Consider the following 18,160-nt stretch of genomic DNA (forward strand, 5'->3'; position numbering starts at 1 on the left):
CTTTTGCCGGATTTTTACAACCTTGAAAATCCGAAATTAAAACATTTATTCAGAATTATGCGAATATCGATATTCTTATTGTTTTTTTGTCTGTTCAGTCTGACGGCCGCGAACAGTAGTTCACAAAACGCGAGGGTGACCATAAACAGCAGCAATGCCCGCCTGGAATCCATTTTGAATGAGATAGAGACTCAAACGGATTATCTTTTCATATACAAGGAAGATGTAAACGTGAAAACACGCAAAAGCATACAGGTGACCGACAAACCGGTGTCAGAGGTGTTGCCCGTGTTGCTGGCCGGTTCTTCCATCGGCTACAAAATGGAGGGAAATCATATAATCCTTACGCGCAACGCCGCATTGGCAACGCAGCAGCAGAAGGTGACGGGAGTGGTGACCGACGCCTCGGGCGAACCGCTGATAGGCGTCACCGTGACGCTGAAAGGAGCCGTGCAAGGCACGGTGACGGATATGGACGGAAAGTTCGCGCTGCCCGCCGGAGTGGGAGACGTGATTGTGGTGAGCTATATAGGATATGCCTCGCAGGAGATAAAGCTGAAAGACATGAAGCTGCTCCGCATCCTGATGAAAGAAGATGTGGAACTGCTGGACGAGGTGGTGGTGATAGGTTACGGCTCCGTTTCGAAGAAGGAGCTGACCAGTGCCATTTCGCACGTATCGGCCAAGGACATGCTGCAGATTGGCAACAGCAATCCCGCCATGAAGATTCAGGGAAAGGTGGCGGGTGTGAATATCGATAATACGGCCTCGGCGGATCCTAACAGCAGCGCAAACATACAGATACGCGGGGTCGCCTCGCGCAGTGCCGGTTTAGGCCCGTTGATTGTCATCGACGGTGTCCCCGGCGGAAGTCTGGACAATGTGAATGAAAATGATATCGAGTCCATCGATGTACTGAAAGACGGCGCGGCTTCGGCCATCTATGGCACCCGCGGCTCCAATGGAGTAATTGTCATCACCACAAAGAAAGGCTCTACGGACGGCAACATCCATACTTTCTATTCGGGGTTTGTGAATATTGCCACTCCGATTAGAGAACTGGAAGTGCTGGGGGTAGATGAGTTCAGAAAATATAACCGCGGAAATGATTACGGGGCCAATACGGATTGGTTCGACGAAATCACGAAAGTGGGTATATCGCATAGCCATACTCTGCAAGTGACCGGTGGAAACTCAAAGAATAATTATAAAGGCACGGTGGATGTGAAAAACTCCGAGGGTATCGATTTACGTTCTTCCAAAAAAGAAATAGGCGCACGCCTCAGCCTGAATCATACCTCCAAGTCTGAATTATATAACATCGTATTGAACGTAGCTCCGCGAACAACAGATTATGAGCACTCGGACTATAACGCTTTTTGGACAGCCTTGACCGTGAATCCGACCATTCCGGTGATGGATCCCAAAGAGCCCCATAAGTATTATAAACTGACAGGATGGGATACTTACAATCCTGTGGAAACGTTGAAGCTGGAAAAACATGGCGGTAAGGGGAAAATCTTAAACTGGGACGGGACTTTCAAATTGAATCTATTCCCTTTATTGTGCCGTAACAAATCTCATTATCTCAGTACGCAGATTACCCTGGGCCAACAGATTATGGATTATGACAATTTCTTTTTCCGCCCCTCGACTTCTACCCGCGCGGAGCAGAAAGGTTTCAAAGGAGAAGCCAGCAAAAGTTATGATAAACATAAACAGGAGTCTTTAGAGTGGTTGGTGAACTATATGTTCGACAAAAACAACCACCATTTGAAGTTGATGGGAGGATATTCTTATCAATACTTCGAGAACTCGGGTTTCAATGCGGAAAACAAGAACTTTGCTTCCGATCTGCTGTCGTATAACAACCTGGGGGCAGGCTCGTATAACAGCGCGGCGATAGGACGTTTAGGCATGGGCTCGTATAAGAACGACTCAAAGCTGATAGCGTTCTTCGGGCGTATCAGTTATAACTTGTCTGACAAATATTTTGCGACTTTTTCATTGCGCCGCGAAGGTTCTTCCAAATTCGGGAAGAACAATAAGTGGGGCTCTTTTCCGGCCGTATCGGCGGGATGGAGAATCAGCGAGGAAAAATTCATGAAGAATCTGACATGGATTGATGATTTGAAAATCAGGGGAGATTATGGCGTGACGGGTAATCAGGAATTCGACAGTTACCAGTCGCTGGCCACCATGGGAAGTTATGACCTGAATTTTTATAAAGGACAATACATCCGGGGATGGTCGTTCAATTCCAATCCCAATCCTGACATAAAGTGGGAGAAGGGCAAGAACTGGAACATAGGCGTCGATTTCGTCCTTTTCAATCAGCGCCTGACGGGAAGCATGAACTATTATTCGAGAAGACAATCCGACCTGCTGGGCAGTTATAATGTGTCTCTCCCTCCCAATGGCACTCCTACCACTTTTGTGAATGTGGGTACGATGAAGAATTCCGGTCTGGAGATTGATTTGACCTGGAATGCGGTCAAGACAAAAAAAGCGGGTTATACCATCGGATTTGTCGGCGCCACCTCCAATAATCGTTTTGTCTCCTTTTCCAATCAGATGCATAAAGGACAGTCTTTTTATTGGATGAGTTCATTCCCCACTTATCCGGGAGACCCGGGACCGGTACAGCGCATTGAGGAAGGAGAACGTATTGGCAATTTTTACACGTTTGAATATGCCGGCGTCAACGACGAAGGCCAATGGCTGATCCGCTCCAAAAACGGTGAAGTGATTCCCATCAATAAAGGTACCGATGAGGACAAGCGTGTGGTGGGCAACGGATTGCCTAAATTTACAATGTCGATGACGCACTCTTTCAGATACAAGAACTTTGATATGAGCTTGTTCTTCCGGGGTAATTTCGGTTTCCAGATTTACGATACCCATAATTTGTACTACGGGCTGCAATCGGCCGCGCCCAACACCAATGTCTTAAAATCAGCATATGAAGAAAACAGTGCCGTAAGTACCGGAAAGAATGTGCATAGCGACTATTTTGTGCATAATGGTGATTTCTTAAAGTTGGATGTGGCCACATTGGGATATAATTATGACGTCAATTCGAAGTGGCTGAAGAAGGTACGCGTGTATTGCACGGCACGTAATTTATTCACCATCAGCGGATATAAGGGGTTGGACATGGATACATTCGCTGTGAATGGAATGGAGCCGGGAGTGTCTGCCAACAAAATAAGCTACTATCCTTCTTCACGACAATTTTTATTAGGCGTTCAAATTGACTTTTAATTTATGGCATTATGAAAAGAATAAGTTTAAAACAAATATGGGTCGGTTTAGGCCTTTTGGCAACAACAGGCTGCACCGATTTGTCTGAAAACACATACAGCATTATTCCTCAAGATGAATTTTACCAAACGAAGGAGAACGTGCTTCAAAGCTTTGTCCGGCCTTTCGGACATGCATATTGGTTGAGCTCCAGAAGTTCATACTTGTTCGGCGAGCTTTCGGCAGACCAATATATGATAGTGCAGAGAGAAGAGCATTGGTATGACGGAGGGGCTTATTTCCGCCTTCATTATCACACTTGGACCATTGACGACTGGTTTGTCAACAACATGTGGAAAGACACTTATCGGGGCATCATTCAGTGTAACTCGGTGATATCCGACTTTTCGAAACTGAACCCTACCCGCCTGGGCTATTCGGAACAAGAATTCAATGATTTCATTTCGCAACAGCGGGTTTTACGGGCATGGATGTATATGACGCTTTTTGACGTAATGCATAACATTCCGATTGTGACCCAATATCCGAGTTCCGAGCTGCCGCATCAATCTACGCCCAAGGAGACCTTTGCTTTCCTTGAGAAAGAACTTCTGGAGGCTCTTCCTACTTTGAGCGTCAAATCGAAAAGCGGAGGAAACGGGCCTGATCAAGGATTATGGAATCAGGCCGGAGCGGCAGCATTGTTGGCCCGGCTCTATATGAATGCCTCGTGGTGGATTGATGAAGATAAAAGTGCCGAATGTGAAAAGATTTGTGAAGACATCATCAACGGTAAATATGGCTACTACCAAATAGCCGACAGATGGGACGCTCCTTTTGATTGGGACAATGACAAATGCGATGAGGTGATTTATGCCTTTGCCAGCTCTTACGGAGGGGCTCATTGGGCATATACGGGAAATATGCATTGGTATGTGGCGCCTTTCATGTCGGCACCGTATTTCGGCTTTACAGATTGGGGACGGTGCAATCCGAAGTATGCTTTGCAACCGGGACTGGATTTGGAAGGCAGGGAATATACATTTGATAATGGAAAACCTGTACGTAAATTCATGAACTATCCGGATGATGTACGTTTGAAGAAATATCGAAATCTGGGAAAAGGAAAACGCGAAGGATTATTCTTGTACGGGACTCTGGATTATTCCACTCCGGACGGGAAAACAAAATACGTGCGCTCGGACAATGATGCTTATCAACTGTATATCCGCGACCAAGTAGGCATCTTCCAAGATACGGATACATTGAGCGTTTCGCCCGCACCTTCCAGCGGCAAAGAGACTCCCAAATCGGCCATGCCTTATGGTGACCAGAATTCCGGCTGGTGTCTGGTCAAGTATCCTATCTACAGGTCGGACGATGCTGCAAAAATAGAATCGGACTACACGGTGATTCGCCTGGCGGAAATTTATTATTACCTGGCGGAAATAAAATTTAATAAAGGAGAACGCGCATCTGCCGCCAAATTGCTCAACGCCGTCAGAAAAAGGTATTATCCGGAAGGTTCCGCGAGTTTATATAATGAAGACGGCAGCCAAATAACCAGACAAGAGTTGCTGGATGAATGGGGACGGGAATTTATAGGCGAAGGACAGCGAAGGCGTGTCTTGTGTCGGTTCGGAGTTTATAATTCCGGAACTTGGTGGGATAAAGAACCGGACGCGGACAAACACACCATGTGGATTCCTCTTTCACGCACGGTTCTTCAAACGAACCCTAACTTGAAACAAAATCCCGGATATCCTACTATCAATTAAGTAATAGAAAAAACAGTTTTGATTTTGACATGGAAAAAAGAAGTATGAAAAGATTCTTGAAAAGAATCCTGGTGTTTAGTTGCCTGGCAATGAGTGTGTCCAACTTGTACGCTCAATCTTATACATGGTTTTGCAGTACAGAAAATGATGTATGGAAAGAGACGAAGGTAAAGTTACAATCGAAGAGTGAAACGACTCCGATATTGAAGGTCACAGGAACAGAAAATATACAAATATTCAAAAGATGGGGAACCTGTTTTAATGAATTGGGATGGGATGCACTTAACCTGTTATCTCTTGAGCAACAGGACGCCGTTTTAAGCAAACTGTTCGCACCCGACGGAGAATTGCATTTCTCCATGGGGCGCATCCCGATGAATGCCAATGACTATGCCCGCGACTGGTATAGCTGTGATGAAGTCGACGGCGATTTTCAATTGAAATATTTTAATATTGATCGTGATAAAAAAACGATTATACCTTTCATAAGGAAAGCACAGCATTATAATCCGGATATGACTTTCTGGATTTCTCCATGGTCGCCCCCTTCTTGGATGAAAGTAAATCATTATTATTCGATTCTCAGTAATGATAAAGTGAATAAGATGTCTCCTTTGTCCAATGTTATTCTTCATGAGAACAGTACGGAGAGAAATAATGCTTACTACCCCAAACAACTTGCCGTGAATGACTATTTTATTCAGGATACACGTTATTTGAGAACGTATGCTGATTATTTTTGCAGATTCGTTTCTGCCTATCAGGATGAAAACGTTCCTGTAACAAGGGTGATGTTCCAGAATGAGCCATGGGCGTTTACCATATACCCCGGTTGTGCATGGACGCCGGAAGGAATCATCCGATTCAATGTAGAGTATTTAGCTCCGGAGTTAAAGAAACGGCATCCCGGCGTTTCTCTTTATCTGGGAACGCTTAACACAAATCGTTTCGAAATAGTGGATAAGATTCTCTCTGACCCTCGCATGCAGAAAACGGTGGACGGTTTAGGATTTCAATGGTGGGGTGGGCAGATTTTGCCTGATATCCGTAAAAAATATCCTCATTATAAATATATGCAGACAGAAAACGAATGCGGTTCGGGAACTTTTGACTGGAAAGCGGCGGAGCATACGTTTAATTTGATAAATCATTATTTAGGAAATGGTTGTGAAGAATATACATTTTGGAATGCGATATTGTGTGACGAGGGTACAAGCGGATGGGGATGGAAACAGAATGCTCTGATTCATGTGGATTCTAAAACCGAAACGGTAACCTATACTCCGGAATATTATGCCGTGAGACATTTTAGCGACAAAGTAACTTCCGGTACAAAGGTGTTACAGTACAAAGAAAAAGGCGATGATAAATTACCCGCTATGGTTTTCCTAACTTCAGATAATAAATATCTGGTAGTGGCAGGTAACTTTAATGATGAGCCGCGGGAGTTGACAATACAATTAGGGGCTAAATTCTTAGTTGCAACCTTAAAGCCGCATTCGTTTAATTCCTTTTATATGAAATAGAAAGATGTGCAAACGCCGACGACACAGGGCTTGCAAAAGGCTCTGAGTTGTCGGCGTTCTGCTTCCAGAGACCCGCTTAGCGGAAGCATGAGATTCTTTTCCGGCCGCTCTTATCGAAGCATGAAACGCAGGTTTCCTCCCTGCACCAGCTCTTCGTGAGAGATGCGATAGTGCGACAGCCTCTTACCGCCCAGCTTCATTTCACGGATGTAAAGAGACGTTGCCGAGGGACGCTCGGTTTCTATCACCAGGCGGTTGCGTCCCCAGAACTTCGGGTTGAGCCGGATGGTGACCTTATCGAATAGCGGGGTGGAAAGCGTATAGGCCGGTTCGCCGGGACAGTCGGGATAGAAGCCCATCATGTTGAAAACTGCCCAGGCGGACATGGTGCCTGTATCGTCGTTGCCGGGAATGCCGTCGGGGGCATCCTTGAAGTACGTCCGGAGCAGGCGATGCAACTCTTTCTGCGTGCGCCACTCTTCGCCCTTGAAATAGGAGAAAAGGTGTGCGTAGGCGATGTCCGGCTCGTTGGCCGGGTCATAAAGTCCCTCGTCGAAGACGCGTTGCAGCTTGTCGATGAAGGGTTTCTTTCCTCCCATGAGCTGCGCCAGCCCTTTGATATCGTGAGGCACATAGAAGGTGTAGTTCCAAGCGCAACCTTCGTGGAAGCCGGGATTGGGCTCGAAGTTCGCGCCTTGCTTCGGGTCGAAAGGAGCATAAAACTCACCGTTCGGCAGGATGGGGCGGAAGGTGCCTGACTCTTTGCTGTAATAGTGCTTGTAGCCCAACGAACGCTCATGAAACAGGCGGGCATCGGCCTGATAGCGGCGCGCCTTTTCTTTCTCTCCGCGTGCGGCGGCCTCCTTGCCAAGCGCTTCGGCCATGCGCGAAAGGGCATTGTCGGCAATGTAATATTCCAGCGCATGAGACACGGAATTGTCATACTGCCCGCGCAAGGGAACGTAGCCCAAAGAGAGATAGTCGTCGTTGTCGGGGCGCAAGAGGTTGTCCGCTCCGGGCAGGGTGGCTCCCTTGCGCATGGCTTCGTAGGCTGTTTCGATATCAAAGTCGCGCAAGCCTTTCAGCCAAGTATCCACGATGACGGGGATAGAGGGGTCGCCCTCCATGGTCAGCGTCTCCCGGCCATACAGTTCCCACTTGGGCAGCCATCCGTGCTCGCGATACATATCGAGCATGGAGCGTACCATCTGCAACTGCCGTTCGGGATAGACCAGCGTGAGGAGCTGATGCACATTACGATACGTGTCCCACAGGGAGAAGACGGTATAGCGGTCGCCCTGCGCGGTGAGCACCTTGTCGCTTTCCATGGCCGGATATTGCCCGTTGACATCTTGCAGGATATTGGGGTGTATCAGTGTATGATAGAGGGCGGTATAGAACACGGTTTTCCGTTCTTCCGTACCCCCTTCGACAAGGATGCGCGACAGGTCGTCGTTCCAGCGGCGACGGGCTTCGTCCAGTATTTGGGCGAAGTCTTTGCCTTTCTGCTCGGCCTCCAGATTGAGACGGGCGTTCTCCATGCTTACGAACGAGACGCCCATCTGTACCTCAATCTGCTCGCCTTCGCGGGTGTTGAATGTAAGATATGCGCCGATGTCATCGCCCGCCAACTCTCTGCCATAGTGGGTGTAGAGCTTGTAGCGTCCGTTGTCGGCATCCCATTCCGCCTCTACGCCGGTCATGGGACGCTGCTTCTTCCAATAGCCCGAAGCCACCGGCTGCTTGTTGACGCGCATCACGAAATAGATGGGAAACACGGCCTGCGGGTTGTAGCAGAAGGTGCCCAACAGCTTCGTGCCTTCGAACTCGCAGTCGCCCGTCCGCCGCAGAAAAGCACCGGTTTCGTTGGTAAGCCCCTCGCCCAGATTGAGCAGCACATGGCTCTGCCCGGCAGGGAAAGTGAAGCGGGTCACACCGGTGCGCGGCGTGGCGGTGACCTCGGTCTTCACCCCATAGCGGGTCAGGAAATTGCTGTAGTATCCGGGAGAGGCCTGCTCGTCCGTATAGCGACTGCCATATTCCTTATAATCTACGGAGAGCTTGCCCGTAGTGGGCATCAGCAGCAACGAACCCAAGTCGGGACACCCCACTCCGCTGAGGTTGACGTGGGAATATCCGGTAAAGAAACAGTTGTGATATTCGTAGGGCGTAGACCACCAACGGGCATCCTTATCGTATTGATTATCTTCGGAGCCCATCACGTTGAAAGGCACCACGGACATCATTCCGTTGGGGCATACGGCACCTGGATTGGTGGTGCCGAAGTTGCTGGTGCCGATAAACGGATTGACATAGTCGACAGGACGTTTGTCCGCCGCCGATACTGCCGCAAGCAGGCCGAAAGAGAGGATGAAAAAGGGTATCAGTCGTTTCATGGCAGCAGAAATCAAATACTTGTACGCTTCGTAAACTCTATGATGTCAGAGATATATCCGAAGGCCATTCCCACCACCGTATCGGCGGCGCCATAGTACACTGCCACTCGTTGGCCGTCCTGCAAAGCCGCGCAAGGGAACACCACGTTGGGCACATCTCCCTGCAACTCGTAAGGAGCGGCGGGCGCAAGCAGATACTCGCGCGTGCGGTACAGCACCTTGGCCGGATTCTCTCTGTCGAGGATGGCTGCTCCCATGGAGTAACGGAAGCCGTTGCAAGTGGTAATCACGCCGTGATAGAACATCAGCCAGCCTTCGTCCGTGAGGAAAGGCACCGAGCCCGCCCCTATCTTGGTGCACTGCCATGCGCTCTCGGGGAAAGGAGTAACCTTCATCACACAACGATGTTCGCCCCAATACTTCATGTCCGGGCTATAGCTGATGTAGATATCACCGAAAGGCGTATGCCCGTTGTCGCTCGGACGGCTCAGCATGGCATAGCGTCCGCCCACTTTCTGCGGGAGCAGCACTCCGTTGCGGTTGAAGGGCAGGAAAGCGTTCTCGCACTGGAAGAACTCCTTGAAATCGAACGTATAGCCGATGCCGATGGTAGGCCCGTGATAACCGTTGCACCACGTAATCCAGTATCGGTCTTCAATCCACGTCACGCGCGGGTCGTACTTATATTCGGACTCTATCATGTCCGTGTTTCCTGCCTTGAAGCGGATGGGCTCATGATTGATTTCCCAATGGATGCCGTCCTTGCTGAAACCGGCAAAGATGTTCATCTGCACGGCCTTGTTGTCGCAACGGAACACACCGGCAAAGCCATCGCCGAAAGGAACTACGGCACTGTTGAAAATACTGTTGGACGAAGGGATTTGATAACGTCCGATAACGGGATTCCCGGAGTAACGCCACATGACGTCCGCACATCCGGCGGGGCGGTCTTCCCACGGCATGGTAAATTTGCTGTTCATAATTAACTGCTGATTGGTTAAGTTAGTAATTAAAATTAGTGATATCGTAGGTATCTGGTCCGAAAGGAAGGATATTCCTTCGGCGGATTATGCTTTCGAGTCGTCATACGTGAACGGGATGAAGTAGGTTATCAGCAACGACGGAATGGCCGCCAACAATACATAGATAAAGAACTTCTCGTATCCCAACAAGTCACTGAAGAAACCGCTCATCATGCCCGGAAGCATGACACCCAGATTCATGATGCCCGACGCAAAGGCGTAGTGGGACATCTGATGCTTTCCCGGAGCTATCTGCTGCATCATGAACAAGGTCAGCCCTACAAAGCCGAAGCCGTATCCGAAGTATTCCGCCACAATGCCCGCCCCTATCAGATAGAGGTTTTCCGGCTGGTAAACGGCCAACAACGTATAGGCCATAAAGGGGAAGTTGAACACGACGCAGAGCGAAAACAGTGTCTTCTTCAGTCCACGCTTCGACACGTAAATGCCTGCCAGCAAAGACCCCAAGACAAAGGCTCCCGACCCCATCACACCGTTGAGTGTACCGATTTCGGTCAGTGAGAGACCCAGCCCCCCGACTTCGCGAGAGGCACGCAGAAACAGCGGAGCTATCTTCATCACAAAGCCCTCGGCAAAACGATAGAGGATGATGAAACAGATGTAATAGATGATGTGGCGCTTGGTGAAGAAGTTCTTTATCACCTCCCACAATCCGCGCATCACTTCCCTGCCCGAACGTCTGGCGTGCTCGGGTACCTGCGTGCAAGGCAGCATCTTGGAATGATACAAACCGAGCACCACCAGCAGCACAGCAATGACAATGAAGATTACCATCCATGCTTCCTTATAGGCCGGCATATTATCTTGCACAGACCGGCCTTCCACAGCCCCGAAGCTCTCGGCCAGCATGCCCGCCAACGCCACTAAACCGCCATTGGCCACCAGCTTGGCGATGTTGTAAAAAGCACCCTGCACGCCGATGTACTTGGCTTGGTCGGCAGGCGAAAGCTCGGCCATATATACGCCGTCGCAAGCAATGTCGTGCGTGGCTCCGCTGAAAGCGATGACCGCCATGGTGGAAATGCTGATGGCAAAGAAATAATCGAACTTCAGAGAGAAAGCCACAAGACCGAACAAGAGTCCGCTCAGCAACTGGGTGATGATGACGAAGAACTTCTTTGTCCGATACATCTCCAAGAAAGGACTCCAGAGGAACTTCAACGTCCAAGGCATCATGATGACCGATGTCCAGAAAGCTATCTGCGTATCGGATATGCCCAAGTCTTTGAACATGAAAGTAGAAACCAGATTCACTGCAATGAAAGGCAGTCCCATGGCAAAATAGACGGAAGGAACCCAAGATATGGGTTTACGAGGTTTATTGTGATTCATACCCTTTTCTTGAATTATCTGTTATTCATTCCTACAGGCTTATTGCCCATAACCAACTCCAGAGTACCTCCGTCTATTATATCCTGATGCGTAAAGAACGGCTGGGCAAGTTCCTTTCCGTTCAGCAGCATTTTCTGTACGTACTTGTTCGTGCGGCTGTTACCGGCGGCCTTCACCGTAAACTTCTTCCCGCCTTTCAGATTCACTGTGGCCTTGTCGAACAGCGGGCGCCCGATGGAATAGACCGGCCGGCCGGGACATACCTGATAGAATCCCATGGCGTTCAACACATACCACGCCGACATCTGCCCGCAGTCTTCATTGCCCGAAAGGCCGTTGGGGTCATTGAAGTAAAGTGTCTGTAACACCTCATCCACCAGTTCTTGCGTGCGCCACGGCTGCCCCACATAGTTATAGAAATGGGTGATGTGGTGGCTGGGCTCGTTGCCGTGAGCATACTGGCCTATCAGTCCGGAAATATCGGCCGACACCAATTCGCCTTCCAAAGAAGAATCCGCCACGAACAAGGAATCCAGCTTGCCGATGAAGACGTCACGGCCTCCCATCAGTTCTACCAGTCCTTCTACATCGTGGGGTACAAACCACGTCCATTGCCAAGCTGTACCTTCGCAGTAATCATCATTGCGGTGATTGGAGGAGCGGGGATTGAAAGGCGTACGCCAGTTGCCCTCACTGTCCAGTCCACGCATGAAACGGGTGGAAGGGTCAAAATACTTCTTATATCCTTTACTGAAATCGGCATACTTCCGATGATTCACCGTGTCGCCCAGCTCACCGGCCAATACGGAGATGCACCAGTCGTCATACGCATACTCCAACGCTTTGGCCACAGCCTCATTATCCTTGTCGCAAGGCACATAGCCAATCTTGTTCTTCCAGTATTTTGCCTGCGGCATCAGATGCGGCAACACCAACGGCGGACAATGGATGCCGGCAGTATCGTATTCGGCAGTACGCAAGCAGGCGCGATATGCTTCTTGCACATCGAAATCGCGGTATCCTTTCATGTAAGCATCGGCAATGAGGGAAGCCGCATGATAGCCAATCATCGTACCCGTGTAATTGCCCGCCAGCTCCCACATGGGGAAGATGCCTCCTTCGCGTTCCTTCTGTATCAGCGAACGAATGAAAGCCTGGTTCAGTTCAGGGTCTATGATTGTCATCAGCGGATGGTAAGCACGGAAGGTGTCCCACAAAGAGAAGATGGTGTAAACCGGTTGTTCCACGCTGCCCTGATGCGCTTTCAGATCCATGCCCAGATAGCGTCCGTCGGCATCGGTAAACAGGTTGGGGTGCATGCCGGTATGATAGAGTGCGGTATAGAAGATGGTTCGTTGGTCTTTATCGGCCGTCTCAATGTCAATCTTGGAAAGGTAGTCATTCCATGCCTGCCGGGCGGAGCGGCGTACACCGTCAAAATCCCAATCCCGCAATTCGGCTTCCACGTTCTTGCGTGCGCCATCCATATCGACAGCCGAAACGCCTACCTTCACCAATACCTGCTCGTCTTTTTCCGTCCGGAAGTGCAGCAGTACCTTGGCTGTGGGCAGAAGCGGGCCGCCTTCATCCAGCGCCGCGGAATCTGTCACCAGGGTATAAGTAAACGGTTTGGAGAACTTCGCATAGAAGTTGATGTATTGGTCGAAAGCCCAATAGACGGTCTTCTTGCGCCCTCGAATTTCGGTGTCGCTGATGACTTCCAACTCCATCTCTTCATTCTTCTGTCGCTGAAGGCTGTAATCCAAATCCAGAATGAAGCCCGATTCTTCCGACTCGGGGAAAGTATATCGATGAATGGCCGCACGCTTGGTGGCTGTCAGCTCGGCTTGCACGCTGTAACGGTCGAGGAAGACCGAATAGTAGCCCGGCTCCGCCTTCTCCTTCTCGTGAGAGAAAGCCGAAGCATAGGCCATCTGCTGGCTCTTTTCGCCCATGGCATGATACTCCTGACGGCCTACGGTGGGCATCAACAGCACATCGCCGTAGTCACCGCATCCCGTACCGCTGAGGTGGGTGTGTGAAAAGCCGTTGATGGTGGAGTCCGCATAGTAGTATCCCGAACAGGCATCCCACTGATAAATGCGCGTATCCGGACCGGGTTGAATCATTCCATTGGGTACTACCGCACCGGGATAGGTATGCCCATGCCCACCGGTGCCAATGAAAGGATTTACGTAAGAGGCATAATCTTCTTCCGAAGCAGCGGGGGTACAATTGCATACCGCCATGCCCGACAGCAAGAGGCAACCGGCCTGCAATGCAATCATTTTCATGTTCTTCATGCTTAATTTAAGTTTATAGATATACATATTATTCTTACACACATCAATGATACAATTTATTTAGCTTGACTACTAATATTAAACGTTTACTTTTTAAATTAATTAGCAAAAACGTCGCCTTCATGAGGCCCTGTACAAGCACGCACCACCAACTCGTCCACAAATATCCAACTGCCGATTATACCGTTGGATTTTGCCCGCAGGCGTACATACCGTGCCCTGCAGTCTCCCTCCCAGACATACGTTTGCAAGGTCAACTTCTCGTCTGTCACCGGTATTTCAGTCACTATACGCTTCAAGTCCGTAAAATCCTTTCCATCGGCAGAAACCGAAAATGTCACTTCTTCGGGCAACCAGACATACGGCCCTATCAGTTGCATAAAGTCCGCAGCTATCTGCCCGATATGCTCCTGCCGCTCCAAATCGACCGTTACATCAACGTCCGAATTTAAGAATCCTTGCCAACGGCGGTCTCCATATGTCCATCCGCCATGCCATCCATCCGTCAGAGCCGAATCTCCTCCTGCCGTATATTGTGAGGAATAAGGGGATGCATATCTTACGCTCTTTCCTTTTGCCAAATGATTGTCTGTCGCCAAGGCGATGGGGCGTTCACCTACCTCATTCTTCAGGTCGAACGCATGATAGCCGCACGCCCGCAACCTATCCACTTCGCGCAAGGCGGCTGTATGGAAGCTCTTCCAATCTTTCCGGCCGCCCGATGTCCAAGCCACTTCGGACAAAGCCAGCACGCGGGGATAAATCATATATTCCGCATGGTCGGCAGTAGCTATATACTCTGTCCAGACATTGGCCTGCACACCGCGTATGCCGGCGGCCTCTTCTCCGGTAAGTTCTTCGGGAACAGGATTATAGGAATAGACTTTTTGCAGACTGGTGTAGCCTCCTATCGCCTCCGGCTGTGTGGCAGGCGCATCCTGATAGAAATCGAAATAGCAATGGCTGCCGGGAGACATCACAGTGTAAAGCTCTCTGCGCACAGCCTCAACCCCTTTCGCTTCGCTGCGCCAAACCGTAATACCGGTTCCTTCGGACAATTTTCCACTCAATATTTCATCCCAACCCATCATCTTACGTCCATGCGCAGTCAGGAACGTTTCAATGCGACCTATCAGATATCCTTGCAGTTCACCTTCATCTTTCAAACCTTCTTTCTTGATGCGTTCCTGACAATCAGGGCACTTTTTCCAATGAGCCGTAGAAGCCTCATCTCCACCGATGTGAATATACTCTGACGGGAAAAGACTCATGACCTCCGTCAAGACATTTGTCAGGAAGGTATATGTTTCTTCTTTACCCGGGCACAGTTCCGAACCTGCCTGCCCGTTGCCACCACAAGCCAACCGGGGATAAGCAGCAAGCACCTCTTCCGAGTGCGACGGCATCTCTATTTCGGGGATGATTGTAATATGTCGCCGGCGGGCATATTCCACCACTTCGCGAATATCCGCCTGTGTATAGAACCCGCCTTGAGCACCCGGCGCATCCATCTCACAATAAGTCCGACCTCCTTTCCACCAACTTTTCCAATCAGAGAAAGGACGATAGGCAGTCTTTCGCGTCAGTTCAGGATATTGTTTTATCTCTATACGCCAGCCGGCACCATCTGTCAGATGCCAATGAAAACGATTGATTTTGTAATATGCCAGAGCATCCAGCTGTTTCTTAATGAACTCCTTGGTACGAAAATTCCGGGAAACGTCGAAATGCAATCCTCGGTAGGGAAAGCGCGGAGCGTCTTCTATTTCCACCAAAGGCAAACGCCAGCCACCCTTCCCGTCCGGTTGCGCCAGTTGCAGCAGCGATTGGAAAGCATAGAACAATCCGGCAGACGACGCAGCTTCGGCTTTAATGCCTTGCCTGTTTACCGTCAGCCGATAACCTTCTTCACCGCAACTCGCCAAACAAGATGGCTCTTGCACAAAAGAGATAGTCGATTTCTTCCCCCCCCTCTTCAGCTTCCAAGGAGAATTCTCCAAACAGTCAATAAAATCGGCCTTCTCCTTTGAAGGCAGATTACAGTAGAATGCAGAGTGCCCAGATACCTCATATCGTCCGGCTTCGACATGCAGGCAACGGGGGCGAGGAATGATGCGCACATCGTTCGAAGGTTGTGCAACGACTACTGCCGCTGTTATAGCAAGGAAAACAAAAAACATAAAAAATCGTTTCATGATAATATCCGAGTTTGTTTTTAATTGTACAATCACCGCCCTTTCTACTTATTTTCCGGCTTAAGCTCATTCGAGAAAGAATAAGGATAATCTTCCGGCCGGACGCCCCTCTCTCTATTCGGCCGGTTACTCATGTTGAACATCAGCGTCCCGCCGTTCAACAGTTCCTCATGTCTCAAATAATTCTTCGTATATTCGTCATCATTGAACCGGAGCGATTCAACATACAGATTATCCGGTGTATTATTGGCTGCGTCGATAATCAATGACTTGCCATTCTCGAAATGAAGTGTCGCTTTCTTAAACAAAGGAGCACCCAAGACATATTCGTCCGTCCCCGGACAAACCGGATAGAACCCCAGCGCCGAAAACACATACCAAGCCGATGTCTGACCGTTGTCTTCGTCGCCGCAGTAACCGTCAGGCCCTGAAGTGTACATGCGGTTCATCACCTGACGCAACCAATATTGGGCTTTCCAAGGCTGCCCCGCATAGTTATACAGATAAATCATGTGCTGAATGGGCTGATTGCCGTGGGCATAGTTACCCATATTCATTACCGTCATCTCACGAATTTCGTGAATGACCTGCCCGTAATAACTTTCGTCGAACAAGGGCGGAACAATGAAAACCGAATCGAGCATCTGCACGAACGGTTTTTCGCCTCCCATCAGCTCTATCAGACCTTGCGGGTCGTGAAATACCGACCACGAATAGTGCCAACTATTTCCCTCGGTAAAAGCGTCTCCCCACTTCAAAGGTGAGAAAGGCGACTGAAACCGCCCGTCTTTATTACGTCCCCGCATCAGCTTACTCTCTTTGTCGAACACATTCCGATAGTTCATAGCGCGCTTGGCAAAAAGCTTTTGTTCCTTCTCCGGACGGTTCAAGGCCTTGGCCATCCGATAAATACACCAGTCATTGTAAGCATATTCCAATGTGCGGGCCACACTCTCGTTAATCTTCACATCATAGGGGACATAGCCCAGTTTATTATAGTACTCGCACCCCAAACGGCCGGTAGAAAAGACCTCGGGATGAACATGCTTCGTCCCATGAATCAAGCCTTCATAGAGGGTTTTCACATCGTCAACCCTCACCCCTTTCAGATAAGCGTCGGCAAGCACTGAAGCCGAGTTATTGCCAATCATACAGCCTCGGTGTCCGGGACTGGCCCATTCGGGGAAGAAACCGCTTTCCTTGCAGGTATTGACAAGTCCCTCCTGAATCTTTTTGTTCACCGAGGGATACATCATATTAAGGAATGGAAAAAGAGAACGAAAAGTATCCCAAAAGCCGGTATCGGTATACATATAGCCCGGCAGGACCTCACCATTGTAAGGACTGTAGTGAATAGGGCTGCCATCCTCACCGTACTCGTAGAATGCACGCGGGAAAAGCAAGGAGCGATACAGACAGGAATAGAAGGTGCGATATTGGTCGAGGCTACCCCCTTCTACTTCCATCCGTCCCAATACCTCGTTCCACTCATTCTGTCCTTTCCGTACCAGTGTATCGAAAGAATCGTCACCCAGTTCCTTCAGATTCCTGTCGGCCTGCTCAAAACTGATAAAGGAGGAAGCCACGCACACATGCACCTTTTCACCTTGACGGGTTTTAAAGCCGATAATGGCACCGGCGTGTTCGGCATATCGCTCATCAGCATCTTCACACAACACACTATCGGCAACCAAGGCTTTATACACAAACGGCTTGTCGAACTCCATCACGAAATAGTTCCTGAAGTTCTTGGGCACGCCGCCACTGTTGCGGGTAGTATAGCCGATGATACGATTCCGTTCCGGAAAAATCTTCACGTATGAACCTTTATCAAAGGCATCGACCACAATGTAGGAATGGTCATTCTCGGGGAAGGTGAAGCGAAACATGACAGCGCGTTCTGTAGGCGTGAACTCGGCCAGCACATCATGTTCGGCAAGATATACCTTATAATAATGCGGAAGGGCAAGCTCTCCCTTGTGGGAAAACCAACTGGCACGTTTCTCCTCATCAAACTCAGGCTTGCCCACCACCGGCATGATGGAGAACTGCCCGTAGTCGTTTATCCAAGGACTAGGCTGATGGGTCTGCTTGAAGCCGCGAATTTTATGGGCAGTATATACATATTGCCAACCGTCGCCCATCTTACCCGTCTGAGGTGTCCAGAAGTTCATGCCCCACGGACGGGCTATGGCGGGATAGGTATTTCCGGCAGACAACTCGAAAGTGGACAATGTACCCACAAGCGGGTTTACATACCTGGTAAAATCTTTGGTATGCACTCCTAATGAGCAACTTATAAAGCAAATCAATATAAAAAATCTTCTCATGATATTAAAATTCA

9 protein-coding genes are annotated in these 18,160 nt (G+C 49.4%); 3 read left to right on the forward strand and 6 right to left on the reverse strand.

All coding sequences use genetic code 11. The features are described from left to right. The first annotated feature begins 57 nt into the window (after positions 1-57). Genes C4H11_RS04130 through C4H11_RS04140 form a run of 3 tightly spaced genes read left to right on the forward strand, consistent with a single transcriptional unit; the run spans position 58 to position 6,547 of the window. A complete protein-coding gene (locus C4H11_RS04130; protein WP_234819873.1) occupies positions 58-3,264 on the forward strand; it encodes a SusC/RagA family TonB-linked outer membrane protein in 3,207 nt (1,068 codons plus the stop codon). Positions 3,265-3,275: 11 nt separating this feature from the next. Further along, positions 3,276-5,021, forward strand: coding sequence for a RagB/SusD family nutrient uptake outer membrane protein (locus C4H11_RS04135; RefSeq protein WP_106040578.1), 1,746 nt, complete (start codon positions 3,276-3,278; stop codon positions 5,019-5,021). A gap of 44 nt (positions 5,022-5,065) precedes the next feature. Then, positions 5,066-6,547: a glycoside hydrolase family 30 protein gene (locus C4H11_RS04140; RefSeq protein WP_106043116.1), complete on the forward strand. Its 1,482-nt coding sequence runs from the start codon at positions 5,066-5,068 to the stop codon at positions 6,545-6,547. A gap of 110 nt (positions 6,548-6,657) precedes the next feature. Here C4H11_RS04140 and C4H11_RS04145 read toward each other — a convergent pair whose 3' ends face one another. The 6 genes from C4H11_RS04145 to C4H11_RS04170 all read right to left on the reverse strand — a co-directional run bounded on the left by C4H11_RS04145 (position 6,658) and on the right by C4H11_RS04170 (position 18,146). Beyond that, positions 6,658-8,943 (reverse strand): GH92 family glycosyl hydrolase, encoded by a 2,286-nt coding sequence (locus C4H11_RS04145; protein ID WP_106043118.1) that lies wholly within the window; start codon positions 8,941-8,943, stop codon positions 6,658-6,660. An 11-nt stretch (positions 8,944-8,954) separates the two neighbouring features. Beyond that, positions 8,955-9,923, reverse strand: a complete 969-nt coding sequence (locus tag C4H11_RS04150; RefSeq protein WP_106040579.1) for a glycoside hydrolase family 130 protein — start codon at positions 9,921-9,923, stop codon at positions 8,955-8,957. 87 nt (positions 9,924-10,010) lie between these two features. Continuing rightward, positions 10,011-11,318: an MFS transporter gene (locus tag C4H11_RS04155; RefSeq protein WP_106040580.1), complete on the reverse strand. Its 1,308-nt coding sequence runs from the start codon at positions 11,316-11,318 to the stop codon at positions 10,011-10,013. Between the two features lie 14 nt (positions 11,319-11,332). Next, complete coding sequence (locus C4H11_RS04160; RefSeq protein WP_205729982.1) at positions 11,333-13,621, reverse strand: GH92 family glycosyl hydrolase; 2,289 nt, start codon at positions 13,619-13,621, stop codon at positions 11,333-11,335. A gap of 98 nt (positions 13,622-13,719) precedes the next feature. Next, positions 13,720-15,816 (reverse strand): glycoside hydrolase family 20 protein, encoded by a 2,097-nt coding sequence (locus C4H11_RS04165; RefSeq protein ID WP_106040581.1) that lies wholly within the window; start codon positions 15,814-15,816, stop codon positions 13,720-13,722. Between the two features lie 44 nt (positions 15,817-15,860). Beyond that, positions 15,861-18,146: a GH92 family glycosyl hydrolase gene (locus tag C4H11_RS04170; RefSeq protein ID WP_106040582.1), complete on the reverse strand. Its 2,286-nt coding sequence runs from the start codon at positions 18,144-18,146 to the stop codon at positions 15,861-15,863. Positions 18,147-18,160 lie beyond the last annotated feature (14 nt).

The sequence above is a fragment of the Bacteroides zoogleoformans genome, assembly GCF_002998435.1.
GTDB lineage: Bacteria > Bacteroidota > Bacteroidia > Bacteroidales > Bacteroidaceae > Bacteroides > Bacteroides zoogleoformans.